The sequence below is a fragment of the Polaribacter sp. L3A8 genome, assembly GCF_009796785.1.
Lineage (GTDB): Bacteria > Bacteroidota > Bacteroidia > Flavobacteriales > Flavobacteriaceae > Polaribacter.
This window is the reverse complement of the sequence record NZ_CP047026.1, coordinates 3,553,147-3,578,354: the sequence shown is the minus strand read 5'-3', so window position 1 is coordinate 3,578,354 and position 25,208 is coordinate 3,553,147. Positions and strand designations below refer to the sequence as shown.

General features: G+C 30.4%; 28 protein-coding genes and 2 tRNA genes. 14 read left to right on the top strand and 16 right to left on the bottom strand.

All coding sequences use genetic code 11. The annotated features are described in order from the left end of the window. Window positions 1-13 precede the first annotated feature (13 nt). Window positions 14-694, top strand: coding sequence for an SDR family NAD(P)-dependent oxidoreductase (locus GQR92_RS14815; protein WP_158840865.1), 681 nt, complete (start codon window positions 14-16; stop codon window positions 692-694). Window positions 695-706: 12 nt separating this feature from the next. Beyond that, entirely contained in the window at window positions 707-1,303 is a 597-nt protein-coding gene (locus GQR92_RS14810; RefSeq protein ID WP_158840863.1) for a SprT-like domain-containing protein, read from the top strand. Between the two features lie 85 nt (window positions 1,304-1,388). On the opposite strand, the gene GQR92_RS14805 is transcribed toward GQR92_RS14810, so the two are convergent. From GQR92_RS14805 to GQR92_RS14785, 5 genes are all read right to left on the bottom strand, one after another. Further along, window positions 1,389-2,870, bottom strand: a complete 1,482-nt coding sequence (locus GQR92_RS14805) for a DUF389 domain-containing protein (RefSeq protein ID WP_158840861.1) — start codon at window positions 2,868-2,870, stop codon at window positions 1,389-1,391. A gap of 357 nt (window positions 2,871-3,227) precedes the next feature. Continuing rightward, window positions 3,228-3,300: transfer RNA gene (locus GQR92_RS14800), tRNA-Lys, on the bottom strand. A 111-nt stretch (window positions 3,301-3,411) separates the two neighbouring features. Then, window positions 3,412-3,484 (bottom strand) — tRNA-Lys (locus GQR92_RS14795). A 60-nt stretch (window positions 3,485-3,544) separates the two neighbouring features. Further along, window positions 3,545-4,315, bottom strand: coding sequence for an ABC transporter ATP-binding protein (locus tag GQR92_RS14790; RefSeq protein WP_158840859.1), 771 nt, complete (start codon window positions 4,313-4,315; stop codon window positions 3,545-3,547). A 3-nt stretch (window positions 4,316-4,318) separates the two neighbouring features. Next, window positions 4,319-5,059 (bottom strand): MlaE family ABC transporter permease, encoded by a 741-nt coding sequence (locus GQR92_RS14785; RefSeq protein WP_158840857.1) that lies wholly within the window; start codon window positions 5,057-5,059, stop codon window positions 4,319-4,321. Between the two features lie 108 nt (window positions 5,060-5,167). On the opposite strand from GQR92_RS14785, the gene pafA reads away from it, so the two are divergent. After that, a complete protein-coding gene (gene pafA, locus GQR92_RS14780; protein WP_158840855.1) occupies window positions 5,168-6,808 on the top strand; it encodes an alkaline phosphatase PafA in 1,641 nt (546 codons plus the stop codon). Between the two features lie 221 nt (window positions 6,809-7,029). On the opposite strand, the gene GQR92_RS14775 is transcribed toward pafA, so the two are convergent. Together GQR92_RS14775 and ctlX are read right to left on the bottom strand one after the other, a co-directional pair. Beyond that, the gene (locus tag GQR92_RS14775) at window positions 7,030-7,704 is read right to left on the bottom strand and encodes a PrsW family intramembrane metalloprotease (RefSeq protein ID WP_158840853.1); all 675 of its coding nucleotides are present in this window, start codon (window positions 7,702-7,704) and stop codon (window positions 7,030-7,032) included. A gap of 4 nt (window positions 7,705-7,708) precedes the next feature. Next, window positions 7,709-8,644, bottom strand: a complete 936-nt coding sequence (ctlX, locus tag GQR92_RS14770; RefSeq protein WP_158840851.1) for a citrulline utilization hydrolase CtlX — start codon at window positions 8,642-8,644, stop codon at window positions 7,709-7,711. A 127-nt stretch (window positions 8,645-8,771) separates the two neighbouring features. On the opposite strand from ctlX, the gene GQR92_RS14765 reads away from it, so the two are divergent. The 9 genes from GQR92_RS14765 to GQR92_RS14730 all read left to right on the top strand — a co-directional run bounded on the left by GQR92_RS14765 (window position 8,772) and on the right by GQR92_RS14730 (window position 16,050). Beyond that, entirely contained in the window at window positions 8,772-9,440 is a 669-nt protein-coding gene (locus GQR92_RS14765; RefSeq protein ID WP_158840849.1) for a M15 family metallopeptidase, read from the top strand. 79 nt (window positions 9,441-9,519) lie between these two features. Then, complete coding sequence (locus GQR92_RS14760) at window positions 9,520-10,188, top strand: hypothetical protein (RefSeq protein ID WP_158840847.1); 669 nt, start codon at window positions 9,520-9,522, stop codon at window positions 10,186-10,188. Window positions 10,189-10,317: 129 nt separating this feature from the next. Next, complete coding sequence (pdhA, locus tag GQR92_RS14755; RefSeq protein ID WP_158840845.1) at window positions 10,318-11,307, top strand: pyruvate dehydrogenase (acetyl-transferring) E1 component subunit alpha; 990 nt, start codon at window positions 10,318-10,320, stop codon at window positions 11,305-11,307. A 3-nt stretch (window positions 11,308-11,310) separates the two neighbouring features. After that, window positions 11,311-12,933, top strand: a complete 1,623-nt coding sequence (locus GQR92_RS14750) for a pyruvate dehydrogenase complex dihydrolipoamide acetyltransferase (protein ID WP_158840843.1) — start codon at window positions 11,311-11,313, stop codon at window positions 12,931-12,933. A 77-nt stretch (window positions 12,934-13,010) separates the two neighbouring features. Further along, window positions 13,011-13,859, top strand: a complete 849-nt coding sequence (locus GQR92_RS14745; RefSeq protein ID WP_158840841.1) for a GIN domain-containing protein — start codon at window positions 13,011-13,013, stop codon at window positions 13,857-13,859. A gap of 67 nt (window positions 13,860-13,926) precedes the next feature. After that, complete coding sequence (locus tag GQR92_RS14740) at window positions 13,927-14,613, top strand: GNAT family N-acetyltransferase (RefSeq protein ID WP_158840839.1); 687 nt, start codon at window positions 13,927-13,929, stop codon at window positions 14,611-14,613. Between the two features lie 21 nt (window positions 14,614-14,634). Beyond that, window positions 14,635-14,802 (top strand): hypothetical protein, encoded by a 168-nt coding sequence (locus tag GQR92_RS17840; protein ID WP_199269145.1) that lies wholly within the window; start codon window positions 14,635-14,637, stop codon window positions 14,800-14,802. After that, the gene (locus GQR92_RS14735) at window positions 14,792-15,568 is read left to right on the top strand and encodes an SGNH/GDSL hydrolase family protein (RefSeq protein ID WP_158840837.1); all 777 of its coding nucleotides are present in this window, start codon (window positions 14,792-14,794) and stop codon (window positions 15,566-15,568) included. The genes GQR92_RS17840 and GQR92_RS14735 overlap by 11 nt, the downstream gene beginning before the upstream one ends. Window positions 15,569-15,585: 17 nt before the next feature. Beyond that, window positions 15,586-16,050 carry an FAD-dependent oxidoreductase gene (locus tag GQR92_RS14730; protein WP_158840835.1) on the top strand — a complete coding sequence of 155 codons (465 nt, stop codon included), beginning with the start codon at window positions 15,586-15,588 and terminating at the stop codon, window positions 16,048-16,050. Here the strand turns inward: GQR92_RS14730 and GQR92_RS14725 are convergent. Next, the gene (locus GQR92_RS14725; protein WP_158837965.1) at window positions 16,047-16,952 is read right to left on the bottom strand and encodes an IS982 family transposase; all 906 of its coding nucleotides are present in this window, start codon (window positions 16,950-16,952) and stop codon (window positions 16,047-16,049) included. The genes GQR92_RS14730 and GQR92_RS14725 overlap by 4 nt on opposite strands. A 65-nt stretch (window positions 16,953-17,017) precedes the next feature. On the opposite strand from GQR92_RS14725, the gene GQR92_RS14720 reads away from it, so the two are divergent. Continuing rightward, window positions 17,018-17,671 carry an FAD-dependent oxidoreductase gene (locus GQR92_RS14720; protein ID WP_158842187.1) on the top strand — a complete coding sequence of 218 codons (654 nt, stop codon included), beginning with the start codon at window positions 17,018-17,020 and terminating at the stop codon, window positions 17,669-17,671. Between the two features lie 55 nt (window positions 17,672-17,726). Here GQR92_RS14720 and GQR92_RS14715 read toward each other — a convergent pair whose 3' ends face one another. From GQR92_RS14715 to GQR92_RS14680, 8 genes are all read right to left on the bottom strand, one after another. Then, complete coding sequence (locus GQR92_RS14715) at window positions 17,727-17,984, bottom strand: DUF6952 family protein (protein ID WP_158840833.1); 258 nt, start codon at window positions 17,982-17,984, stop codon at window positions 17,727-17,729. 2 nt (window positions 17,985-17,986) lie between these two features. Beyond that, window positions 17,987-18,295, bottom strand: coding sequence for a thioredoxin family protein (locus GQR92_RS14710; protein WP_158840831.1), 309 nt, complete (start codon window positions 18,293-18,295; stop codon window positions 17,987-17,989). A gap of 78 nt (window positions 18,296-18,373) precedes the next feature. Further along, complete coding sequence (locus GQR92_RS14705; RefSeq protein ID WP_158840829.1) at window positions 18,374-19,015, bottom strand: peroxiredoxin; 642 nt, start codon at window positions 19,013-19,015, stop codon at window positions 18,374-18,376. 148 nt (window positions 19,016-19,163) lie between these two features. Next, entirely contained in the window at window positions 19,164-20,327 is a 1,164-nt protein-coding gene (locus GQR92_RS14700) for a sigma-54-dependent transcriptional regulator (RefSeq protein WP_158840827.1), read from the bottom strand. Between the two features lie 7 nt (window positions 20,328-20,334). Next, entirely contained in the window at window positions 20,335-21,156 is an 822-nt protein-coding gene (locus tag GQR92_RS14695) for a mechanosensitive ion channel family protein (protein WP_158840825.1), read from the bottom strand. Between the two features lie 5 nt (window positions 21,157-21,161). Beyond that, on the bottom strand, window positions 21,162-22,487 hold the full coding sequence (locus GQR92_RS14690; protein WP_158840823.1) for an ABC transporter permease: 1,326 nt from the start codon (window positions 22,485-22,487) through the stop codon (window positions 21,162-21,164). Between the two features lie 4 nt (window positions 22,488-22,491). Beyond that, window positions 22,492-23,421 carry an ABC transporter ATP-binding protein gene (locus tag GQR92_RS14685; RefSeq protein ID WP_158840821.1) on the bottom strand — a complete coding sequence of 310 codons (930 nt, stop codon included), beginning with the start codon at window positions 23,419-23,421 and terminating at the stop codon, window positions 22,492-22,494. Between the two features lie 166 nt (window positions 23,422-23,587). Next, window positions 23,588-24,481, bottom strand: a complete 894-nt coding sequence (locus GQR92_RS14680; protein ID WP_158840819.1) for an IS1595 family transposase — start codon at window positions 24,479-24,481, stop codon at window positions 23,588-23,590. 246 nt (window positions 24,482-24,727) lie between these two features. On the opposite strand from GQR92_RS14680, the gene GQR92_RS14675 reads away from it, so the two are divergent. Then, window positions 24,728-25,186, top strand: coding sequence for a MarR family winged helix-turn-helix transcriptional regulator (locus tag GQR92_RS14675; RefSeq protein ID WP_158840817.1), 459 nt, complete (start codon window positions 24,728-24,730; stop codon window positions 25,184-25,186). Window positions 25,187-25,208 lie beyond the last annotated feature (22 nt).

The following is a 25,208-nucleotide window of genomic DNA, read 5'->3' as shown; positions in this document are numbered from 1 at the left end:
TAAATTTTTACAAATGAAAAATGTAGTTATCACAGGAACAAGCCGAGGAATTGGCTTTGAACTTGCTAAAAAATTTGCAGAAAAAGGGCATCAAGTTTTAGCTTTATCTAGAAATACAAAACCACTTTCAGAATTTAATCATAAAAACATTACGATACTTTCTGTTGATTTATCCATAAATTCAGATTTAGAAAAAGTAACAAATTTCATCAAAAATAACTGGAAGCAAGTTGATATCTTAATTAATAATGCCGGAAAATTAATTAACAAACCTTTTACAGAATTGTCTTCGGATGATTTTTTAGAAGTCTATAAAGTAAATATTTTTGCTGTTGCAGAGATTACCAAATTAATAATTCCGTTTTTACAAAAAGGAAGTCACGTTGTTACAATTAGCTCGATGGGTGGAATTCAAGGAAGCTTAAAATTTCCTGGTTTAGCTGCTTATTCATCCGCCAAAGGCGCTGTAATTACTTTATCAGAATTACTAGCAGAAGAATACAAAGAACAACAAATAGCTTTTAATGTTTTGGCTTTAGGAGCTGTACAAACAGAAATGTTAGAAGAAGCTTTTCCAGGATACCTTGCACCAACATCTGCAACAGAAATGGCAAACTATATCTTTGATTTTTCTTTAACAGGTAATAAGTATTATAACGGAAAAGTATTACAAGTTTCATCTACAAATCCGTAAAAAGCGTATCAATTGAGTTCTAATTATCAAAATTTCGTTCCGCCAAAAGCAATTCCTTTTATAGAATTCCTGATCAATGATCATAATTTTACCTTAAAAATTGTAAATCAGAGAGAAACAAAACATGGCGATTTTAGAAAACTACCAAACGGACAATTTCAAATAACCGTTAACAACAACCTAAACAAATATCAATTTTTGTTAACCTTAGTGCATGAAATTGCACATCACGTAACACATCAAAAATTTGGAAGAGTACAACCACATGGTAAAGAATGGAAAATGATTTTTCAGCATTTAATGTTGCCCTTTTTACGTCCAGAAATTTACCCTATGGAAATGCTTCCTTATTTAGCTAAATATTTTAAAAACCCAAAAGCAAGTACAGATGCTGATGTAGATTTATCTTTAGCTCTAAGAGGAAACGTTGCCGAAACTGGCAAGAATTTTATTTTCGAAATTCCTTTTGGAAGCTTGTTTGTCTTTAAAAATATCATTTACAAAAGAGGAAACAAACGTAGAACACGTTTTGAATGTTTAAATATGAGTAATAATAAGGTATACTTATTTAATCAAAACGTAGAAATAGAATTCTATAAAAACGACTAAAAGTATTACGGTTTCTGAATTTATTTTATAAGAAACTCAATTCAAAACAATAAAAAAAGCCTCCTATTTGGAAGCTTTTTTTTATTTAATATTCTCGTTTAATAAACAGCGTATCTAAACTCATTTCTTTTTGCAACCAGGTTCTTAATTCTTTTTCTTTAAACTGAATAATACTATCTGGTATACTTGTATTCCATTTTATAATTGCCATTGGTATGGTATCTATTTCTATAAAATCTTTAGAAGACAATACTCTTGCAAAACCAATTTCTCGAATATCATGATATCTAATTTTAGCATCTTTTACAACACTACTAAAAGCAATTTCATTATTACTCTTACCTAAAACACCTTGCTCTAGCCTATAATTTAAACTAGATACGATCCCCTTTAACTCTTCAATTTGTTTTTGAAGTCCGTCAATTATGTTTTTACTTTCTGCCAACTCTTGCCTTTTATCATTATATGCCGTTGTAATTAAATCGAAACTCTTTGTATCACTTCCTTTAATATCTAACTTAAAGTCTTTTATATTTTTATACTGAATATTGTTTCTTAATTGATTGTACAATACGTTTACAGTGCTTTCTGGCACTTCATTAAAAAAGTTAAGCTTTAACACCTTGTCTGATATTAATGGCTCCTGCTCTATTAATTGTAATTCGGTAATTGTTTTAATTTCAGAATTTACAAACTTCTTTAGCTCAGAAGTCATTCTGCTTTCATTTAAAGCATGTATAAATGTATAAAAAGCAGGTATCATTACTGCAATACCCACAACTGTTGCAACAGTTGCATATCGTTTTCTTCTGGCTGCATTTGCATATTTATGCATTGGAAAACTCAACAGTTTTAATACTAAAAATGTTGCCAAAGCAATAAAAATGGTATTAATGGTAAATAAATACATTGCTCCGAAAGCATAGGTAAATCCAACAGGATCTCCAGAAAGTCCCTTTGCCAAACCATAACCAGCAGTACACAAAGGAGGCATTAAAGCGGTAGCAATTGCTACTCCAAAAATTACAGAAGCTACTGTTCCTTTTTTTGTTCTCGCAACCATTAATGCCAAACCACCAAAAAAGGCAATTAACACATCTCTAATATCTGGTTTTGTTCTTCCTAGCAACTCCGAAGTATCTTCACTTAATGGAAAGAAATAGAAAAATACAAATGATGCAAGCAAACTTAAAACAATCATTGTAGCAAGACTTACTAACGATTTTTTAAAAACATCAATATCATTAATAGCAAAAGCACTACCAATGCCAAGAATAGGCCCCATTAATGGTGATATTAACATGGCACCGATAACAACTGCCGTAGAATCTGCATTTAACCCTATAGAGGCCACAAAAACCGCAAAGATAAGAATCCAAGCAGTAGCTCCTTTAAAAGGAATATCTGCCTTAATAGCTTCTATGGTTGCTTCATGATCTGTATCATGTCTAAAATCTAAAAGTTCTTTTAAATATTTTTTGATACTAGAAAGTAACCCTCTAGCACCATCTTTTACTTCTTGCTTAGATTGATCTGCAGTTTCATCAATTAAATTCTTTTCTTCCATAATTACTAATTTCTAAGGAGTGAAAGATACAAAAAAAGTTGTCTGAAAATAATTTTTATAATTTTACTAAAAAAAGAAGTATCTAACTTTAATTTAAAGCTTTCAGTATTCTTATTCACTATCAAAAGTATACCGGATCACTACTCGTAAAAAAGAATCTACCACTAACTTTCTTTTACCAAACGTAAGAATTGTTTTATTAAAAGGAATTGAAAAATACTAATATATTTTTATTAATTTATAGAAACAAGATATGAATAATGATTATTCATATCTTGATTAATTCGTAGTTTTTAAAAAACTATTCTAAATGTTTGTAAATAAAAAAAGCTTCACAAGAATGTGAAGCTTTTTAAGTGACCGGGCTGGGGCTCGAACCCAGGACCCTCTCCTTAAAAGGGAGATGCTCTACCAACTGAGCTACCAGGTCTTTTATTTTTTATCTTAAAACCTAAAGATATTTTACTTTTAAATTACTTTTTATTAAAAGCAACTATCTTATAAAAAAACTTCACATTTCTATGAAGTTTTTAACTTTTTGTGACCGGGCTGGGGCTCGAACCCAGGACCCTCTCCTTAAAAGGGAGATGCTCTACCAACTGAGCTACCAGGTCAATTTATTTCCTTTTTAGCGGCTGCAAAGATATGCTTTATTTTAAACAAACCAAATCTATTTATATCTTTTTTTCATTTAAATACGCCTCTCTAACTTTCTTAAATAAATTAGACGAATACACAAAACTCACAACAGCTTCATTATCAGTTTTAAATATATCTTCACTTGTTCCTTCCCATGCTTTTTTACCATCCTTTAAAAAAATTATTTTTTCTCCAATTTCCATCACAGAATTCATATCATGGGTATTAATTACTGTCGTAATTTTATACTCATCTGTAATTTCTTGAATCAATTTATCTATAACAATAGAAGTACGCGGATCTAAACCTGAATTTGGTTCATCACAAAACAAGTATTTAGGATTCATTACAATAGCTCTCGCAATGGCAACCCTTTTTTGCATTCCACCAGACAATTCTGCTGGTAGTTTGTAATTAGAGTTTTCTAAATTAACTCTTTTTAAAACAAAGTTTACACGCGCTAACATCTCTTCAGTAGATTGATTTGTAAACATTTTTAACGGAAACATCACATTTTCTTCTACCGTTTGAGAATCAAACAAGGCACTTCCTTGAAAAACCATTCCAATTTCTTGCCTCCATTGTTGTTTTTCGTTTTCTGTAAATTGCGTATTAACTCTACCATCAAAAGAAATAGTACCTTCTTCTGGAGTATGCAAACCAATTAATGATTTTAAAAACACCGTCTTACCAGAACCACTTTCTCCAATTATTAAACTGGTTTCTCCTGGAAGAAAAGTAGCCGTAATGCCTTTTAATACTTTTACATCTCCAAAACCTTTATGTAAATTTTTTACTTCTATCATTTCTTAGGTTAAAAGCATTTGGGTTAAAAAATAATTTGCAATTACAATTAAAATAGTGGTCCAAACAACTGCTTGTGTACTTGCTTTACCAACAGCTATAGACCCTCCTTTTACATAATAACCATGATAAGATGGCACTGTAGCTATTAAAAATGCAAAAATTAAAGTTTTTATAATAGCATACGATAATAAAAAGGGATCAAAATCGGTTTGAATACCCTCTATATAGTCTGCTCCCGAAAAAAGACCAGATAATACACCAGTAACCCAACCTCCTAAAATACCTAAGAACATGCCTAATGATATTAGAAAAGGATAAAAGAAAACCGTTGCTATAACTTTAGGCAATACTAAATGGCTTAATGCATTTATCCCCATAACTTCTAAGGCATCAATTTGTTCTGTAACACGCATTGTACCAATACTAGACGTTATGTAAGACCCTACTTTACCAGCTAAAATAATGGAGCAAAAAGTAGGTGCAAATTCTAAAATAATAGAACGTTTTGCCGCAAAACCTATTAAAGATTTCGGAATAAAAGGATTGTCTAAATTTAAAGCTGTTTGCAGGGCAATTACCCCTCCTATAAAAAAAGAAATAAACATAATAATCCCTAAAGATTTTAAGCCTAAATCATCAATTTCTTTTAGCAAAGCCTCATAAAAAACCTTCACTTTTTGTGGTTTTTTAAAAACACGCCCCAACATCATAAAATATTTACCAATATGTTCTAGGTAATTCATTCATTTTAATTTTGTGCTAAAGTATTAAAATATCATTAATAGAAAGTTAAAATCCCCATATCAAAACAAAAAATAATTACTTTTGATTAATTATTTAATTATATACTTATGAATTTCAAGTTACTTTTTAGTTTTATATGTTTTTTTGTTTTTTTCGGAAATAGTAAACTAACATCACAAAATAAAAACCCCAAATTAGTAGTCGGTATTGTTATCGACCAAATGAGGTATGATTATTTAACTCGATTTTCTGATAGGTACGGTAAAGATGGATTTAATAGAATTTTAAAGGATGGGTTTTCATTAGAAAACGCACATTACAACTACATACCAACATATACAGCTGTTGGCCACACCTCTATTTACACAGGAACAACACCAAGTGAACACGGAATTATCTCTAACAATTGGTATGATAAATATCTAAAAAAATCTATTTACTGTGTAGATGATGCTACTTTTGAAACCGTTGGTAATACGGGTAAATATGGACAAAAATCTCCAAAGAGACTTTTTACATCAACCATAACAGACCAATTACATTTAGCACAAAATATGCACGGAAAAACAATTGGAGTTTCTATAAAGGATCGTTCAGCAATTTTACCTGCAGGCCATACTGCAAATGGAGCTTATTGGTACGATGGGCGTAATTTTAATACTTGGGTTACTAGTACTTTTTATATGAATGAATTGCCACAATGGGTAAAATATTTTAATAAAAAGAACAAAGCAGATGACTATTTAAATACAACTTGGGAAACTCTTTACGATATTAACACTTATACAAATAGTAGACTTGACAACAACATTTTTGAAGGAAAATTAAATGGCCAAAAAGCACCAACTTTCCCTAAAGACTTAAAAAAATTACGTGCAAAAAACGGAAATTTCGACTTAATAAAAACGGTTCCTTCTGGGAACACCTTTACTGCAGATTTTGCAAAAGCCGCAATTATAGGTGAAAACTTAGGTAAAAGTGAATATACCGATTTCTTAGCCGTTAGTTTTTCTCCAACAGATTACGTTGGTCATAAATATGGCGTTTCTGCTGTAGAAACAGAAGACACTTATTTACGTTTAGACAAAGATTTAGCAGACTTTTTAAAATTTTTAGACCAACAAGTAGGGAAAGACAACTACACTTTATTTTTAACAGCAGATCATGCAGCAGTACACGTACCTGCATATTTACAATCTTTAAAAATTCCTGCTCATTATTTAAACATGAAAAAATTTAAAGAATTTGTTACAGAAATCACTAAAAAACACTTTAATTCTGATGAGTTGATTGAAAATATTTCTAATTACCAAATATTTTTAAATAAAGAAAAAATTGAATCTTTAAATTTAGATACTAATACAGTTGCTCAAAAATTAGCTGATGAAGTTATTAACTTTGATGGTATATACAAATCTGTAACTGCAAGAACTTTACAAACAACGCATTTCTCTTCTGGTATTTTAAATTCGCTTCAAAACGGATACAATCAAAAATTATCTGGAGATGTATTTATGATCCCGAACCCAGCAACTTTAATTAGTGGAAGAACTGGTACAAGTCATGGTTCTGGTTATTCATATGACACCCACGTGCCTATTATTTTCTATGGTAATGGTATAAAACAAGGTTCATCTTCTAAAAGATATAACATTACAGATATTGCTCCAACAATTGCAAACTTATTAAATATTGAGTCTCCTAACGGAACAAACGGAGTTGTTATTGATGAAGTTTTAGAAAAGTAAAAAATTATATTAACAACTTTTAATTCATTCTTAAGAGTAAATTTTAAACTTCATATAAATCTGTATTTTCTTAAACTAGCACTTTATAATTCTTTAACTAAGAAAATGCAGATATCTTTATTTAATACTCAAAGGAGAAATTGATATTTCTTATTTTAAAGAAGGAGTTTATATCATAAAAATTCAGGGTGATGGTAAAAAGACAATTGTAAGGAAATTTATCAAGCTTTAAAAACAGAGCTATTTTGATGTTTTTTTATCGCCTTTCTAGAAAGGATAATTCCTAAAATTAAAGAAACAATTGCGCCAATCCATGTACCTGGAATAAAGTTGATGAACAGAAAAAAATCATAAGCACCATGAAACAGCGTTGCAAAAAATAGTCCAGTTAAATTTAAAACAATTCTATTTTTAGAAAACTTAGCTTTCCCCATAAAATACCCCATAAGAATAGCAAAAGTTGCGTGAGCCGGAACTGCTGTAAAAGCTCTCATTACTCCAGTAGAAACTCCGTGTTGAAAAACATACAATACGTTTTCTAAGGTAGCAAACCCCATAGAAACCATAACAGCGTATACAATTCCATCAAACTGTTCATTATACTCTTTGTTTCTTTGTGAGTAATACCTTACAATAACATATTTAGAAAACTCCTCTACCAAAGCAACTACTACAAATGCTTTTAGAAACTGTTGTAAAATACTCGTTCCTTCTGATAATGGAATTAATTTACTAGCAAAACCACCAAGAATAACCGTTAATAAAACACTGGCAGTTGCCCCTAAAAGAAAATTTTTAAACAAAAAACCAATAGGTTCTTTTTCAAATTTATCTTTAAAATAAATATAAAGTATAATTATTGTTGCTGGAGCAATTGCCAAAAGTAGTAAGTGCATTTATCTATTTTTTTGGCAAAAATACTTCTGCCATCATACAACGTGCACTTCCTCCTCCACAATACTCAATTGTATCTAAAGAACTAGAAATAATTTTACAATGATTGTTTATTTGTGCTTTTTGAGATTGTGTTAAACAATTAAAAGCGGCATCACTCATTATTAAGAAACGCTCATCATCCTTACCACGAACTTGTAACATATTACCCGCAAAATTATTTACTTGCTCTTCTGTAATATCGATTACTTTTTTACCATCTTCTTTTAAATGCTTTAACACATTTTTACGTTCTGTCTTATCATCAATAGATGCTAAACAAATAATTGCCAAAGTTTCTGCAACACACATCATAACATTGGTATGATAAATTGCTTCTCTCTTATCATTTACAGTTTGTTTTGCCGTAAAAACTACTGGTGTATATTCAAAATCTTCACAGAATTCTATAAACAACTCTTCATCTGCTCTTGGAGAAAGGGCACAATACGCCTTATTATTTTCTCTATCTAAACAAATACTTCCTGTTCCTTCTAAAAAGATATTATCTTCTTCTGCAGAAGTATAATCTACAATGTTTTCTATTAAAAAACCTTCCTTTTCTAATTCTTCTAAAACATCTTCACGTCTTTCTAAACGTCTATTTTCTGCAAACATAGGGTACATTGCAACTGTACCATCTTCATGAAAAGAAATCCAATTATTGGGGAAAATAGAATCTGGAGTATCAGAAGCATTTGTATCAGAAACTACAATTACATGAATTCCAAAACTGCGTAATTTCTCTACAAAAGCATCAAACTCATTTTGTGCCTTAATATTAATTGTTGATGGAAGTGCATTATCAATTTCTTTTTGATAATAATTGTTTACAGCAGTTTGCTCATTCATCCTAAAATTGATAGGACGAATCATTAATATTGTATTGGTAGTTTGATTCATTTAAGTCATTATATTTAATACAAAATTAGGCTTTTTTTTATTTGCATAGATTTCTATAACTTTATTTTTTTTAGTCTAAAAAACAATCAGATGAGCACACCTATTTTCTTTTGCTTATTTTTACTTTATGAAAAAATTAGTTCCCTTTTATATAATCTTTATTTCTCTTTTTTCCTTCGGACAAGTGCTACCTGATGGATTTGTTTATTTATCAGATCTAGATAAAACGATACAATCTGAATTGCGTTATTTAGGTAACAATAACTTTATAGGGAAACCGATTGATGGATACCATAAAAACTGCATTATAGTTACCAAAAAATCTGCTACCGCCTTAGTAAAAGTCCAAGAAGCATTATTAAAAGATGGATTAAGCCTTAAGGTATTTGATGCTTATAGACCACAACAAGCCGTAAACCACTTTGTACGTTGGGCAAAAGTACTTGGAGACACATTAATGAAAAGACAATATTACCCAAGTTTACCAAAATCTCAATTATTTAAACAAGGCTATATATCTTCTAGATCTGGGCATTCTAGAGGTAGCACTGTAGATTTAACAATTGTAAATGTAAAAACAGGTAAAGAATTAGATATGGGAAGTCCTTATGATTTTTTCGGAATAAAGTCTCATCCTTTATCTAAAGAGATTACAGCAGAACAGCAAAAAAACAGAATGTTACTCCGTAATATAATGATTCAAAATAATTTTAGACCTTATAAAAACGAATGGTGGCATTTTACATTAAGACACGAACCTTTTCCTACTACTTTTTATAATTTCCCTATAGAATAAGTACTTTTTTAACAAAATAGAAACAGCTTCACTTAAAATCGGCATTATATTTGTAATATTATTTAAAAGTATGATACAGATGAAATTAAAAATCAAACTTCTATTACCTATTCTATTATTAACTGTAATTCAGTTATCTGCCCAATTAGATAATAATTCTGGAAACAAAGAAAAAGGTAACATTAAAGGACTTGTTTTAAACAATTCTAAAGAAGTATCAAAACCAAATTCTGTAGAATTAAAAGGAAATGATGGTTTTAAAAGTGCTTTTGATAAGGAAAATGAAAATTTAAAAAAACAACAAGCAGATAACAACCTTAATAATAAAGGTATCTTAACAGTAGAAAAACAACGTGAAGAGCGTTTTTTAAAAGCCTTTAAAAAAATAAACGGGCAATTTATATACCCAAAAATAGACCAAGATTTAGGTAGTTTTAGAACAGATTCTAAAAGTGTTAATATTATCTGCAGAGATTTTCAATACCCTGATGGAGATATGGTTAGTATACTTGTAAACGACATACCTGTTATTATTAACATTACACTAAAACAACGTTATCAAAAGTTTAATATTCCTTTAGAAGTTGGTTTAAATAAAATAGCTTTTAAAGCACTTAATCAAGGTTCTTCTGGGCCAAATACGGCTGCTTTTAAAGTTTATAATGCAGAAGGCACATTACTATCTTCTAATGAGTGGAACTTAGCAACGGGTGCTAAAGCTACCATAGTCATAGCAAAAGACAAATAATCCTTCAAAAATATTTTGTTTTATTTTAAACTCATCTTGTTTTTTTATTCTATCTAAAACAGTTATTTTTGCCATTGATTATTGAAAAGAATATTTTGATAGTCTTAAAAAACAAACAATATCACTAAAATGAAAAAAATCACCAAACAAACCTATTTAGATTGGTACCAAGACATGCTTTTTTGGCGTAAGTTCGAAGACAAACTTGCTTCTGTTTACATACAACAAAAAGTTAGAGGTTTCTTACATTTATATAATGGTCAAGAAGCAATTTTAGCAGGTGCATTGCATGCAATGGATTTATCTAAAGACAAAATGATTACTGCATACAGAAACCACGTACAACCTATTGGTATGGGAGAAGATCCTAAACGTGTAATGGCAGAATTATATGGAAAAGTTACAGGAACATCTCAAGGAATGGGTGGTTCTATGCATATTTTTTCTAAAGAATTTCGTTTTTATGGTGGTCATGGTATTGTTGGAGGTCAAATTCCTTTAGGTGCAGGACTTGCTTTTGGTGATAAATATAATAATACTGGCGGTGTTACATTGACATGTTTTGGAGATGGTGCTGCAAGACAAGGTTCTCTGCATGAAGCTTTTAATTTAGCAATGTTATGGAAACTACCTGTAATCTTTATTTGTGAAAACAATGGATATGCAATGGGTACTTCTGTAGAAAGAACTGCTAACCATACTGATATTTGGAAACTTGGTTTAGGCTACGAAATGCCTTGTGGACCTGTAGATGCTATGAATCCTATAAAGGTTGCAGAAGCTATTGACGAAGCTTTAGATAGAGCAAGACGTGGTGATGGCCCAACTTTCTTAGAAATGAAAACATACAGATATAGAGGTCACTCAATGTCTGATGCACAACACTACAGAACGAAAGACGAAGTAGAAGAGTACAAAAAAATAGATCCTATTACGCAAGTAAAAGACATTATCTTAGAGCAGGGATATGCTACGGCAGAAGAATTAGCTGTTATAGATAAAGAGGTAAAAGCAAAGGTAAATGAATGTGAGAAATTCGCTGAAGATTCTCCGTATCCAGAGCCTGAGCAAATGTATGATATGGTTTATGAACAAGAAGATTATCCTTTTATAAGTTAAGATATGGCAACAATTATAAATATGCCCAGACTAAGTGACACCATGGAAGAAGGTGTTGTGGCAAAATGGTTAAAAAACGTTGGAGATAAAATTGAAGAAGGTGATATTTTAGCTGAAATCGAAACCGACAAAGCAACAATGGAATTTGAGTCTTTCTACGAAGGAACTCTTTTATATGTTGGTATTAAAGAAGGAGAAACATCTCCTGTTGATGTTTTATTAGCAATTATCGGTGAAGAAGGTGAAGATATTTCTGCAATCATAAACGGTAATCAAGAATCAGCAAAAGAAGAAACAGCTACTGAAGAAGCAAAAGAAGAAACGACTACTGAAGCTAATGCTGCTGATGGAGTTGCAATTCCTGAAGGTGTTGAAGTAATAACAATGCCTCGTTTAAGTGATACAATGACTGACGGAACCATAGCAACTTGGTTAAAGAAAGTTGGTGATGTGGTTACTGAAGGTGACATGCTTGCTGAAATTGAAACAGATAAAGCAACAATGGAATTTGAATGTTTCTATGAAGGAACAATCTTATACATTGGTGTACAAGAAGGAGAAACTGCACCTGTAGATAGTTTATTAACTATTATTGGCCCTGCTGGAACTGATGTTTCTGCATTAGTTGCAAATGGTGGTGGTGTTTCTGCTCCGGCTGAAGAAACTGCTGCTCCTGTTGCTAAAGCTCCTGAAAAGGCTGCTGCAAAACCAGCTGCTAAAGTTGAAGAAACTAAAACAACTTCTACGACTAACAATACTGCAAACGGACGTATTTTTGTATCTCCATTAGCTAAAAAAATTGCAACTGATAAAGGAATTAACTTAGCAAATGTTAGTGGTTCTGGTGAAAACGGAAGAATCATTAAAAAAGATGTAGAAAACTATACTCCTGCTGCCGCTGTTGAAGCTGCTCCTGCTGTTGCAAGTGCACCTGCTGCTGGCGTAGAAAGCTCAGAAGAAGTTAAGAATTCTCAAATGCGTAAAGCAATTGCAAAATCTTTAGGTAACTCTAAATTTACTGCTCCAGATTTCAGTTTAAATATTGAAGTGGATATGGACAATGCAATGGCTTCTAGAAAAACTATTAATGCAATTCCAGATGTTAAAGTATCATTTAATGATATGGTAGTAAAAGCATGTGCAATGGCTTTGAAAAAACATCCACAAGTAAACACATCTTGGACAGATGCTAATACAATTTATCACAGTCATATACACGTAGGTGTTGCGGTTGCGGTTGCAGATGGTTTATTAGTACCGGTTATAAAACACACAGACCAATTAAGTTTAACTCAAATTGGTGCAGGTGTTAGAGATTTAGCAGGTAAAGCAAGAAACAAAAAATTAGCTCCTGCAGATATGCAAGGAAGTACTTTTACAGTTTCTAACTTGGGTATGTTTGGTATTCAGAATTTTAATTCTATTATTAACCAACCAAATTCGGCTATTTTATCTGTTGGTGCAATTGTACAAAAACCAGTTGTTAAAGACGGTCAGATAGTTGTTGGTAACACAATGAATTTAACTTTAACCTGCGATCACAGAACGGTTGATGGTGCAGTTGGAGCACAATTTTTACAAACATTAAAAACGTTTATCGAAAACCCAGTTACCATGTTAGCGTAACTGTTTTTTATAGTATATATAAAAACCATTTCAAATTTTGGAATGGTTTTTTTCGGTTAAAAAAAGAACTAAAAATCATGAGAAACAAAATTACATTACTACTATTATTATTTACAACAGTCTACAACACAACGTTTAGCCAAGAAAAAATAAAAGGTAATAAGAATATAACAAGAATTAAAACAGATCTAAATCAGTTTAATAAGATCTCTGTTAATAATGATTTTAAAGTAGTTTTATTTAAATCGGCAAATTCTTTCGTTGAAGTAGAAACTGATGATAATTTACATAATGCTATCGAAATAAAAGTTATAGACTCTATACTTACTATTTCTACTACAGCAAAATTAAGAGCAAAACGTCTTAATATTACGGTATACTACAACAACCCATTGCAAGAAATTATACTAAATAACGATGCAGAAATAGAATCGTTAAACGTAATAAAGACACCTGCTATGTTGCTTCAGATAAATGATTATACAATTGCAAACCTATCTGTAGAATCTAACAAATTTAACCTTATCAATAATAATAAATCTAGATTTCAATTACGTTCTAAATCTAAAATAGATATTAATAGTAAAGAGGTTAATTTAGATTTAAGCGAATCTAGTAACACAGAAATAACCATTAAAGCAGATAGTTTAACTACTAGGTTAATGAAAAATGCTATAGTAAGTATTAAAGGTTCGGCAATTTCACTAGAAGCATTAACACTTGAAGATTCTAATTTTAAAGGAGAAGAATTAATTGTAACTAATTGCAATACCACGGTAAAAGAAAGTGCTAGTTTTACGATTCAAACATCGGATAAAATAACGATAGATGCTTCTGACAAAAGTAAAACCGAAGTATATGGAGAACCTCAAATAATTATACAAAGTTTTACTGGCTCTTCAACATTATCTAAAAAAGAATTATAAAATTGCTAGAAATCAAAATATAAAAAGCTCGCAATTTGCGAGCTTTTATTTTATATATTTATTCCTCATGAAAAGTTTAGAAGAAAAACTAAAAAACCCGGTTTGGTATTCCTTAGACGATACCCATCATAAATTTTTAATACAATATGATGGAGTACAATTCTACCTGCCAGAAATCTGTTCTTTTGGTGCATTTCATGACCCAACAAAAACAGCAAAAGCATTAACTGAACATTCTAAAATAGCTAAAAAATTCTTTTTAGTTGTAGAAAAAGAAACACCAACAATAGATACCAACCATGTTATTCTAGAAAAAAAGATTGATGGCTGTCAAATGGTCTTAGAAAACCATGTAGCATTAGAAATAACAGAAGATATTGTTTTATTAGATGAAGAACACATTGATGAAGTTTACAATTTAATTTGGTTGGTAATGCCTGGTTTTTATCAAAGAGGAGGTTTTAAAATGGGTAAATATTACGGTATCTTTAAAGATGACAAATTAGTTGCAATTACAGGGCAAAGAATGCAAACTGATGATTTTATTGAAGTTAGTGGCGTTGTTACGCATCCTGATTACACAAGAAGGGGATTAGCAAAACAATTAGTTTCACATACAACAAACGAAATTTTAAAAGAGAATAAACTACCTATTTTACACACCAATAAAGGTAACTCTGCAATTCCGCTTTATGAGAAATTAGGATACAAATTAACCCGAGATATGAATTGGTGGTTATTCAGCAGAAAATAATTAATTTATAATTTTATTAAGATGCCAAAAAAAGGAAAAGGAAAAGCAAAAAACTCCGTTAATAAAGCAAAACATACCAAATTGATGAATCAAAAAATCAACAAGGTAAAACTAGAAAAGCAATTAAATAAAGAACGTTTAAAAGCTATTATAAAAAAAGTAAACGAAGAAAAAGAGAATGAAAAATAAATTAAAATACTTTCTAGGCAGTATTGTTTCACTTCCTTTATTGCCTTTACTCTATTTTCAAGGAAAAAGTATCAGAAAAAAAGTTCCTACACTTCCCGAAGCAAAAGAACCAACAGGATTTGTAAATGGAAATTTTAATAAAACCCTAAGCATACTTTCTATTGGAGAAAGTACCATTGCAGGAGTTGGTGTAGACTATCATCAAAACGGTTTTACAGGAGCTTTAGCAAATACACTATCTGCGGAATTAGATGCAAACATAAACTGGAGAGTGTATGCTAGAAGTGGCTATACAGTAAATAGAGTTTGTAAAAAAATTATTCCTAAAATTGAAGAAACTACAACGGATATAATCATTATTGGAATGGGTGGAAATGATGCCTTTACTTTAAACTCTCCTAAAAAATGGCATAAAACTATAGAAGAACTCATTTATTTAGTTCAAGATAAATTCCCAGAAACACCTATTTTCTTTACAAATATGCCTCCAATAAAAGAGTTTCCTGCTTTTACAACAGTAATAAAATTTGTGATTGGTAATTTGGTAGAAATTTTTGGAGAAAGACTACATACTTTAACTAAGAACAAAAAGAATGTTTTTTACTACAATGAAGTAATTACCTTAGAGCAATGGAGTAAAAAACACGCATTACCTAATGATGATACTAAAATCTATTTTAGTGATGGTGTACATCCATCAGCATTGACTTATAAGATTTGGGGAAAAGAAATGGCTCTTTATATTAAATCGAAATTAAATAAATAAGATTTTCCTTTATCAAAATGATGAAAAAAATTATTATTCTTGGAGCTGGAATTTCTGGTATTTATTTAGGTTATAAATTAAAGAAAGTAGGATTTTCTATCAAAATTTTAGAAGCCAACAATAGAGTTGGTGGTAGGATTTACACAAAAAAAACAAATGATACAAAAGTTGAATTAGGTGCAACATGGCTATGGAAATATAATGAAGAACTATTAAAAGTATGTAAAGAATTAAACATCTCTTTATTTGAACAAAATATGAATGGAGATGCTTTGTTTGAAGGGACTAGAACTAATTTACCAGAACGTTTTAAGCTTCCTAAAAACCAAGAAATAAGTTATAGAATTATTGGGGGAACCGCAACAATCTTAGAAGAATTGGCTAAATATTTTTCTGAGGACGAAATTCAACTAAATGAAAAAGTTTTAAAAATTGATGATAACGAAGCTTCGATAAAAGTTACTAACGTGAGTTCGAGCTAATCAATCGCAATATTCGGTAACATATTCGGGATTTTTATAGAAGGTTTTTTAGGTAAAAAAGAATATGCAATTAATCCAGAGATCATATTTGTTATGAAATTATCAAAAGATCTATGTCTAGAATGTTCAATTTGGCAAGTGTTTTTTAGTACATCATTTACTGTTTCGATGATTGCTCTTTTTCTTAGGATAACTTTATCCATATAGTCCATTGCTTTCTTTTTCATGTTTTTTCGAACTTTAGTTATTAAATGAATTCCGTCTACAAAAAGTCTTTCAAATAAATCTTTCCCAATATATCCTTTGTCTCCAAAAATTTTTCCAAATAATTTGTCGTGAAACTTCTTTTGTTTGAGAGGGAATCTGTCATCTACATTGGCTGGAGTGAACATAAAATCAATAATTTCTCCTTTGTCATTGCAGACAATATGTAGTTTAAATCCAAAATACCACCCCATAGTTCCATAGCTTTTTTTGGCAATATCTTTAAATACTTGATGTTGTTTTTCTCTTTTATAGTGACATACTTTTAAAGGAGTAGAATCAATAAAAGAGATACCTGTGCAATCGCCTAAACAATACATTTTCATAAAAACGGCTAAAGGTTGTGTAACCTTTTTTTGAAGTTCTACAAATCTATTATAAGAAACACAATCTGGAAACAGATCTTGTCTGTATTTACAAATATGGTTTAAGTAAAAGTGTTTAAGGTTTCGGTAAGACTTTAGGTGAAATATAACAAGTATGGTCATCACTTCACTATCAGACATTTTGAACTTTCTATTACGTTTTTTAGTTGTTGAACCATCAGAAATGCTGTTTTTATTAAGAATTAAGTTAAATTCTTTCATAAAATCATCTAAAGAACAGAAAATTTCTATAATTTTACTATCAGAAATCATAAGCAGGATATTTATTAATATATTAGAATTCAGTACTTTAATATACTAAATATTCTGCTTTTTTTATAGGTTTAATTAAAATTTCTTACATCGAACTCACGTTTACTACTAAAAATGATGAATTTATTACGGATATTGTTGTTTCTACTATTCCACCTCAGCTACTAGTTAATTCCGTTTCTTTTTCTACAAAATTAGATACAAACCTCATCAAAATTGCAAACAACACCTATACTTGGATGAAAGATTCTATAAAGTTTGCCATCGTTTATAAAACTCCTTTCTGGAAAGAACAAGGTTTGTCTGGTGTTAGTTTTAGTAATGTTGGTCCGTTTACAGAAATGTATGATCATTCTAATTTTGAAAACAACAAATTTGCTTTAATGGGGTTTTTAAACGGTGCTTTGGTAAATGAATCAAAAGAAGCTAGAGAAGAGTTAATACGAGCACAACTCTTTAAATTCTTTGGAGAACAAGGTATAAATTATCTTTCTTATGAAGATAAAGTATGGAATAAAGAAAAACTAGTGAATTTTGAAAATGACCACTTTATCAATCCACATTTTAATAATGGACATTCAATTTATCAACAAGAATTTTTAAATGGTAAGTTTATAGTAGCGGGTTCTGAAACCTCAGCTAGTTACGGAGGCTATATGGAAGGTGCTATTTATAGAGGAAATGAAATTTCAGAACAGCTAAAAAATAAATTTCAATAAACAAAAAAAACCTCAAGCTTACACTTGAGATTTTATATATTATATTGGTTTCTATTTATTTATCAATAGAACCTAAAACGCGTTTCATAAAAGCGTTTAATGCTTCTTTTTTTGGTGTGCCTTCTTTTATCATTTTATCAACTTCAAGAGCACCATACATATTAGAAATTAACTCGCCAATAACATCTAATTCTTCATCTTTTAAAGACGGAACTTCTGTTAAAGCCTCTAGGGTTTCAATAGTTTCTAATAGATAATCTTGATCGTTTTCTTCGATAAAGTTAGTAAGATGTTTAATTACAGGTAATTTCATGATTAAGCAATTTCATTTACCAATTCCTTCAATACATCAAATTTATTGGTTTGTGTTTGATTTTTCTTTTCTCCATCTACAAAAATAGCAAAAGTTGGTAAATTACTTACATCTGCTAATTTTCTACTTTCAGGAAATTTTTCTGCATCAACAATTACAAATTTTATATTATCCATTTCTGAAGCTAATTTTTTAAATTTAGGCTTCATAATTCTACAATTTCCACACCAAGTAGCAGAATATTGTACAATTACTTTATCATTTCCAGTTACAATTGTTTGTAAATTATCTTCTGTTAATTCTTGTACCATAATATTAAATATTTTAAATAAAGCAGTACGCGAATTTATCTTCAGATATACACACGAACCCTTTATTAATCATTTTTATTAGTTAGATGCTAAATATGCTGCAGTTCCTTTTGCATTAGGAGCCATTGCTTCTTTACCTTCTTCCCAGTTTGCAGGACACACTTCTCCGTGAGATTGTACGTGTGCATACGCATCGATTAAACGTAAAAATTCATTTACATTTCTACCAACTGGCATGTGGTTAATTCCTTCATGAAAAACAGTTCCTTCTTCATCAATTAAATAAGTAGCTCTATAAGTTACGTTATCTCCTTCTACTTGAATTGTTTGTGAAGCTTCATCAAAAGTTTCATTAGTAATATCTAAAATACCTAAGATAGAAGATAAGTTTCTGTTACTGTCTGCTAAAATTGGGTAAGTAACACCTTCAATTCCACCATTGTCTTTAGAAGTACTTAACCATGCAAAATGCACTTCTGGAGTATCACAAGAAGCACCAATTACAATTGTATTTCTTTTTTCAAATTCTGCGATAGCTGCCTGAAAAGCGTGTAACTCTGTAGGACAAACAAATGTAAAATCTTTTGGGTACCAGAATAATAACACTTTCTTCTTGTTATTAACTGCTTCTTCCAATACGTTTAATTTAAACGTATCTCCCATTTCATTCATTGCGTCTACATTTAAATCTGGAAATTTTTTACCAACTATTGTTGCCATTCTATATAAATTTTATAATTATTAATATGTTCTTTTTACAGCTGCAAAGGTAGAAAGTAAAGCAAAAAAAAAGCTACCTTTTTAATGATAACTTTTTATATTACTATAAATTTTACTTATAACTAATTGAATTAACAATAGTTTTACCTTATTTTGAAGCAAAGAGTTTAATATCGTTTGCAGAAACTTCTTTCTCGCCAAGAATAATTAAACGTTCTACCACATTTCTTAATTCACGTATATTACCTGTCCAATCATATTCTTGCAACAACTTAATTGCTGCAGAAGAAAATCCTTTTTTTGGAGTTCCTTGTTCTACAGAAATTTTATCTGTAAAAAAATCTACTAATAAAGGAATATCTCCTCTTCTATCATTTAAAGAAGGAACTTGAATTAAAATAACCGCTAATCTATGATACAAATCTTCTCTAAAACGACCTTCTGCTATTTCTTTTTTTAAATCTTTATTGGTTGCTGCAACAATTCTAACATTTACTTTAATATCCCTATCAGACCCTACACGTTGAATTTTATTTTCTTGCAAAGCTCGTAATACTTTTGCTTGCGCAGACAGACTCATATCTCCTATTTCATCCAAAAAAATAGTCCCACCATTTGCAGCTTCAAACTTACCTGCTCTATCTTTATTTGCCCCCGTAAAAGAACCTTTTACGTGTCCAAACAATTCACTTTCTATTAATTCTGATGGAATTGCAGCACAATTTACTTCAATCATTGGTGCTTTTACTCTGTCCGATTTTTCATGTAACCAATGCGCTACCAATTCTTTTCCTGTTCCGTTTGGTCCAGTAATTAAAACTCTGGCATCTGTAGCTGCTACTTTTTCAATGATGTCTTTTATATGAGAAATAGCTTCGCTTTCACCAATCATTTCATAGTTCTTGCTCACTTTTTTCTTTAGCCTTTTATTCTCTACAATCAACACTTTTGTATCCAAAGCATTTCTTACTGTATTTAAAAGTCTATTTAAATCTGGTGGTTTAGAAATATAATCGAAAGCTCCTAAGCGCATTGTGTTTACCGCTGTATCTAAATCTCCATGACCAGAAATCATAACAATTGGTATTTCTGGTTTTATTTTTTTCGCCTTTTCTAACACCTCAACACCGTCCATTTTTGGCATTTTAATATCACATAAAACCAAATCGTACTCATTATTTTTAATCATTTCAATTCCTAATAATCCGTCTTCTGCCTCTTCTACATGATACGTTTCATTTTCTTCTGATATTATTTTTGTTAAAACTCTTCTAATAGCAGCTTCATCTTCTATTATTAATATTTTTGGCATCTTTTTCTTATTTTATAAGGTGTACATCTCTTTGTGGAAATGGAATTGAAATATTATTTTCTCTAAATTTTTGATCAATTGCAAAACGTAAATCGCTCTTTATGATTAAGTGTTCGAAACTATTATTGATTACAAAAAGCAACTTAAATTGTAAAGCACTGTCTCCAAAATCATCAAACAAAACTCTTGGTTCTTTTAATGTTAAAACTCTTGGATGCGCTTTTGCAACATCAATTAAAAGCGTTTTAACCAATGCTACATCCGAACCATAAGCAACACCAATGGCAACACTTTCTGTTGTTTGAGACCCATTTTGGGTCCAATTAAATAAACTTGTGGTTAAAAATTTATGATTCGGAATAATAAGTACTTTATCATCTATGGTAATTGCTCTTGTTGTTCTTAATCTTATTTCTGCAACTTTACCAACTTTCTCATCAATTTCTATAATATCATTAACATGTAAAGATTTATCGAGAATAATAAATATCCCAGATACAATATCTTGAAATAAAGTTTGTAACCCTAAACCAATACCTACTAACAATGCAGCAGAACCCGCTAATAACACCCCAACTTTAATACCAGAAGACTCTAAGGCTATTACTAAAACAACAGTGTAGATTACATATTTTACAAATGAAAAAACAGCTTTAAACTTCCCTTTATCTTCTTCATTTAAACTTTTATTAACAAACTTTCTTATCAAATTTATACATAAACTTGTTAAAACAAAAACAATGGTTACAACCAAAATTGTTTTTACATTAAGATGAATACCGTCTGTTAAATTAAACGAATAATTAAGAAATTCTTTTAGCTTTTCCATAAAAATTAGCCTTTATACTTTAACCACTTATACAAGTCTTTATAAGTTGGTTTTTTACCATACATTAAAATACCTACTCTATATATTTTTGCTGCTAACCAAACCATAAATACAAAGGTAACCAATAATAATGCCATAGAAATTGCCAACTCATACCAAGAAACTCCAAATGGAACTCTCATTAGCATCACAATAGGACTTGTAAACGGAATGTAAGAAAACAATATTGCTATAGATCCATGAGGATCGTTCATAACCGTTGCAAAACCAACATAAATTCCTAACATTAAAGGCAACATAATTGGTAACATAAATTGTTGTGTATCTGTTTCATTATCTACCGCTGCACCAACTGCGGCAAACAGAGAACTATACAACATAAACCCACCTAAGAAGTAAAAAATAAACAACACAAACATTTTTAAAATAGGTAGTCTTAAAACTTCTTGCATAATCATTTGCATTTCTCTGCCTCCGGTTGCTGCTTTTACAGCTTCCATTTGTTCTGCAGGCACTCTTGCTGTTTGCATTTCTACCACATCTACTCCAAAAACAGATGAAGCAACCGTTGTAATTACAAACAGTATAATTCCCCAAATAAAGAACTGTAACAAACCTGCAGAAGCGTTCCCTATAATTTTACCTAACATTAACTGAAAAGGTTTTACAGACGATACAATAATTTCTATAATTCTACTTGTTTTCTCTTCAATAACACTACGCATTACAGAGTTACCATAAATAATAACAAACATCATTAATAAATAACCAGCAACGGCTCCAATACCTATTTTTAACCCGTTTATTAATTTTGAGGATTCTTCTCCAGAAAAATTAAACATTTTTATATCTGTATTAATTTTAGATGCTTTTATTTTCTCTAAATCAATACCAAAGTCATTTAGTTTTTCATTTCTAATCTTTGTTTCTATTTTATTTTCTAAAGATCCTATAACAGACATGCCTGGAGAATCTGTAGAATAAAACTCAATGGATTTTGCTAACAATTCTAAACTGTCTTGTTTAGGTATAATTAGCGCGCCATAATAATTACCTTCTTCTACCTTCTTCTTTGTTTCATCAACTCCTAATGCAGTATAATCTAAATAATGGATGGTTTCTGTGTCTTTAAAATCGTCTTTAGAAAACATTTTAGAATTATCTACATAGACAATTTCCTTTACCTTTTCGTCATTTTTTTTCATCAGAAAATAAACTAAGGCTCCCATACCAAGCATTAATAATGGACTTAAAAAAGTCATCATTATAAAAGATTTGTTACGAACTTTTGCAATAAACTCTCTTTGTATTATTAGTTTTAACTTGCTCATTTTCTTAACTGTTTTTATTTATTGCCTGAATAAAAATATCGTTTGCACTTGGTATTAACTCTACAAAATGCTGCACTTCTCCTCTACTTGTTAAAAAAGATAGTAAATCGTTAGATGAATTTCCTGCTGTTAATTTTACATTCAACGTTAAACTATCATTCAATAATTTAAAGTTTGATGGCGATACCTCAAAGCTCTCTTTTAATTTTGCTTCTACTTCTTTAGGATTACTCGTTTGCAGCCCTACTTGAAAAGTATGTGTTCTAAACTGACGTTTGATATCATCTAACTTTCCATCTAAAATTTTGTTCGATTTATCTATTAAAGCGATTTCATCGCACATTTCTTCTACCGATTCCATTCTGTGAGTCGAGAAAATAATCGTTGCGCCTTCATCACGAAGTTGTAAAATTTCTTTTGCAATTAATTGAGCATTAATTGGGTCGAACCCAGAAAAAGGTTCATCAAAAATTAATAATTTAGGGTTGTGCATCACCGTAACAATAAACTGTACTTTTTGTGCCATTCCTTTAGAAAGCTCCTCAATTTTCTTGTTCCACCAAGCAGAAATATCAAACTTATCAAACCAATATTTTAACCGTTTTTTTGCTTCGGCTTTACTCAAACCTTTTAATTGTGCTAAATACAATGCTTGCTCCCCTACTTTCATCGATTTATACAAACCACGCTCTTCTGGTAAATACCCAATTTGTGCTGTATGATGCGGTGCCAATGGTTCTCCGTCTAAAATGATAGTACCACTATCTGGCATTGTTATTTGATTGATAATTCTAATTAAGGATGTTTTACCTGCTCCATTTGGCCCTAATAAACCAAAAACACATCCTTTAGGAATGTGCAATGAAACATCATTTAATGCTCTAAAATCTCCATAATTTTTTACAACATTATTTACTTCTAATAAATTCTTCATTGCCTCTTTAAAATTTTTCTGAAAAGTTCTCAGTAACTACAAACTTACATATTTTAATAATATTAGTATTCAAAGAGAGTAAAACGTTACAATTTAAATTAAAAGAATCACTTTTCGTTTTTATCTAAAGATCCTCCTTTAAAAAAAAGGTTTTAGAGGTCAGTAGTTAGTTACATATAATTTTGTGCTGCTCTACTTTATCCTTTTGAACCATTTTTGTTATTAAGTTATTGAATATTGTTGCTTTACTTTGTGATCGATTAATTCTAAAACAAAATTCATTAAAATATCTATTTAGATTAAAGTCACTTACCCAAGAATACGTTGTTCTTATCCAAGATTTCACCTGATGAATCATTGTATGAAGTGCTTTAAAATTCATACCTCCATTACTTTCTATTTGAGTAATATTATAAGCTTTCGCAATAGGTCTGTAACCTCTCCATTTGTCGGTTATCACTTTAGCTTCTAGACTGATATGATTCACAAAAATATATTGCAAAGAACTAGCTGAAAAATCTTCGATTCTCATGGCATACATTCTTTTAACTTTTCCATCTTGAGTTAGTTCAACAGCAGTTATAGCTTTCTTTTTCTTAGCATTATAACTTCTTCCTACTTTATCTTTTTCTCGTCCACCCAAAACAAATTCATCCACATGAACAATACCGGTCATAGGACTATTTCCACTACTTTCCATAGCTTCTCTAATTTTGAGCATAAATAAACGTGCAGTCTTTTCTGTTACACTAAAACGAACTGCAACATAACTAGCAGAAAGGCTTTTAGTACTCGTACTCATTTCAAAAACAATAAAGAAAGCTTTTCTAACACCAAACTTTACTTTATGAAAAAGTGTGTTTGATGTAGATGATTCTTGATGAGAGCAAATATTACATGTCCGTGAAAAATCTTTTCTTATTTGAGCCTTTTTATGACCACATTTAACACATTGAAATCCATCTTTCCACTTAATATCTGCCAAGTATTTCTTGCAATCTTCATCCGTTTTAAACCGATCAGCAAACTCTAGAAGGTTTTGTCCTTTAAATATATTCATAATATTACTGTATTTGTTGTTTTTAAAGATATGAATTTAAATACTGACCTCTAAAAGGTTTTATTTAATTTAAGAATCTAAAGGTTAAAATATTCCTTTAACCCCAATAAATATTGGAAAAAACTATTATAAAGCATCAATACGTTTTAAAAAAGCGTCTATATTTTTTGTTAAATTTTACTATGCATGCATAACTTTTTCTAAATTTACTATGCGTGCATAATAAATTTTTATATATTTGACAGAATGGACAAGTACAAATCAATAGATCATGAACTTAGGGCAACGTGGCAAGCTGTTGCAAAAGTGTATAATGAGCAGGCAGTAAAACACGATAGCACAATGGCAACTGCTTTTGTTTTATTAAATATTGATAAACAAAACGGAACCCCATCTACGGCATTAGGTCCTTTAATGGGAATGGAACCAACTAGTCTTTCTAGAATTTTAAAAACAATGGAAGATAAAGGTGCTATTTGTAGAGAAAAAAACCCAGATGATGGTAGAAGTGTTATTATTAAATTAACAGATTATGGTAGAGAAATGCGCAAAATATCTAGAGGACATGTTATTCTGTTTAATGATACCATAAAAGATAATGTTTCTGAAAAAGATTTAGCAGGTTTTTTTAAGGTAACATCAACAATTAATAAATTAATTGCGGATAAAGAAATTTATGAAAACGTCAACAATAAAGCAGTATAACAAAAATGACTAAAGACTAAAT

Bases quoted from the DNA above. Each gene is read 5' to 3' on its own strand.
- GQR92_RS14815 (WP_158840865.1), top strand. From the start codon at position 14: ATGAAAAATGTAGTTATCACAGGAACAAGCCGAGGAATTGGCTTTGAA.
- GQR92_RS14805 (WP_158840861.1), bottom strand. From the start codon at position 2,870: ATGGAAGAAAAGAATTTAATTGATGAAACTGCAGATCAATCTAAGCAA.
- GQR92_RS14790 (WP_158840859.1), bottom strand. From the start codon at position 4,315: ATGATAGAAGTAAAAAATTTACATAAAGGTTTTGGAGATGTAAAAGTA.
- GQR92_RS14785 (WP_158840857.1), bottom strand. From the start codon at position 5,059: ATGAATTACCTAGAACATATTGGTAAATATTTTATGATGTTGGGGCGT.
- pafA (WP_158840855.1), top strand. From the start codon at position 5,168: ATGAATTTCAAGTTACTTTTTAGTTTTATATGTTTTTTTGTTTTTTTC.
- GQR92_RS14775 (WP_158840853.1), bottom strand. From the start codon at position 7,704: ATGCACTTACTACTTTTGGCAATTGCTCCAGCAACAATAATTATACTT.
- ctlX (WP_158840851.1), bottom strand. From the start codon at position 8,644: ATGAATCAAACTACCAATACAATATTAATGATTCGTCCTATCAATTTT.
- GQR92_RS14765 (WP_158840849.1), top strand. From the start codon at position 8,772: ATGAAAAAATTAGTTCCCTTTTATATAATCTTTATTTCTCTTTTTTCC.
- GQR92_RS14760 (WP_158840847.1), top strand. From the start codon at position 9,520: ATGAAATTAAAAATCAAACTTCTATTACCTATTCTATTATTAACTGTA.
- pdhA (WP_158840845.1), top strand. From the start codon at position 10,318: ATGAAAAAAATCACCAAACAAACCTATTTAGATTGGTACCAAGACATG.
- GQR92_RS14750 (WP_158840843.1), top strand. From the start codon at position 11,311: ATGGCAACAATTATAAATATGCCCAGACTAAGTGACACCATGGAAGAA.
- GQR92_RS14745 (WP_158840841.1), top strand. From the start codon at position 13,011: ATGAGAAACAAAATTACATTACTACTATTATTATTTACAACAGTCTAC.
- GQR92_RS14740 (WP_158840839.1), top strand. From the start codon at position 13,927: ATGAAAAGTTTAGAAGAAAAACTAAAAAACCCGGTTTGGTATTCCTTA.
- GQR92_RS17840 (WP_199269145.1), top strand. From the start codon at position 14,635: ATGCCAAAAAAAGGAAAAGGAAAAGCAAAAAACTCCGTTAATAAAGCA.
- GQR92_RS14735 (WP_158840837.1), top strand. From the start codon at position 14,792: ATGAAAAATAAATTAAAATACTTTCTAGGCAGTATTGTTTCACTTCCT.
- GQR92_RS14730 (WP_158840835.1), top strand. From the start codon at position 15,586: ATGATGAAAAAAATTATTATTCTTGGAGCTGGAATTTCTGGTATTTAT.
- GQR92_RS14725 (WP_158837965.1), bottom strand. From the start codon at position 16,952: ATGATTTCTGATAGTAAAATTATAGAAATTTTCTGTTCTTTAGATGAT.
- GQR92_RS14715 (WP_158840833.1), bottom strand. From the start codon at position 17,984: ATGAAATTACCTGTAATTAAACATCTTACTAACTTTATCGAAGAAAAC.
- GQR92_RS14710 (WP_158840831.1), bottom strand. From the start codon at position 18,295: ATGGTACAAGAATTAACAGAAGATAATTTACAAACAATTGTAACTGGA.
- GQR92_RS14705 (WP_158840829.1), bottom strand. From the start codon at position 19,015: ATGGCAACAATAGTTGGTAAAAAATTTCCAGATTTAAATGTAGACGCA.
- GQR92_RS14700 (WP_158840827.1), bottom strand. From the start codon at position 20,327: ATGCCAAAAATATTAATAATAGAAGATGAAGCTGCTATTAGAAGAGTT.
- GQR92_RS14695 (WP_158840825.1), bottom strand. From the start codon at position 21,156: ATGGAAAAGCTAAAAGAATTTCTTAATTATTCGTTTAATTTAACAGAC.
- GQR92_RS14690 (WP_158840823.1), bottom strand. From the start codon at position 22,487: ATGAGCAAGTTAAAACTAATAATACAAAGAGAGTTTATTGCAAAAGTT.
- GQR92_RS14685 (WP_158840821.1), bottom strand. From the start codon at position 23,421: ATGAAGAATTTATTAGAAGTAAATAATGTTGTAAAAAATTATGGAGAT.
- GQR92_RS14680 (WP_158840819.1), bottom strand. From the start codon at position 24,481: ATGAATATATTTAAAGGACAAAACCTTCTAGAGTTTGCTGATCGGTTT.
- GQR92_RS14675 (WP_158840817.1), top strand. From the start codon at position 24,728: ATGGACAAGTACAAATCAATAGATCATGAACTTAGGGCAACGTGGCAA.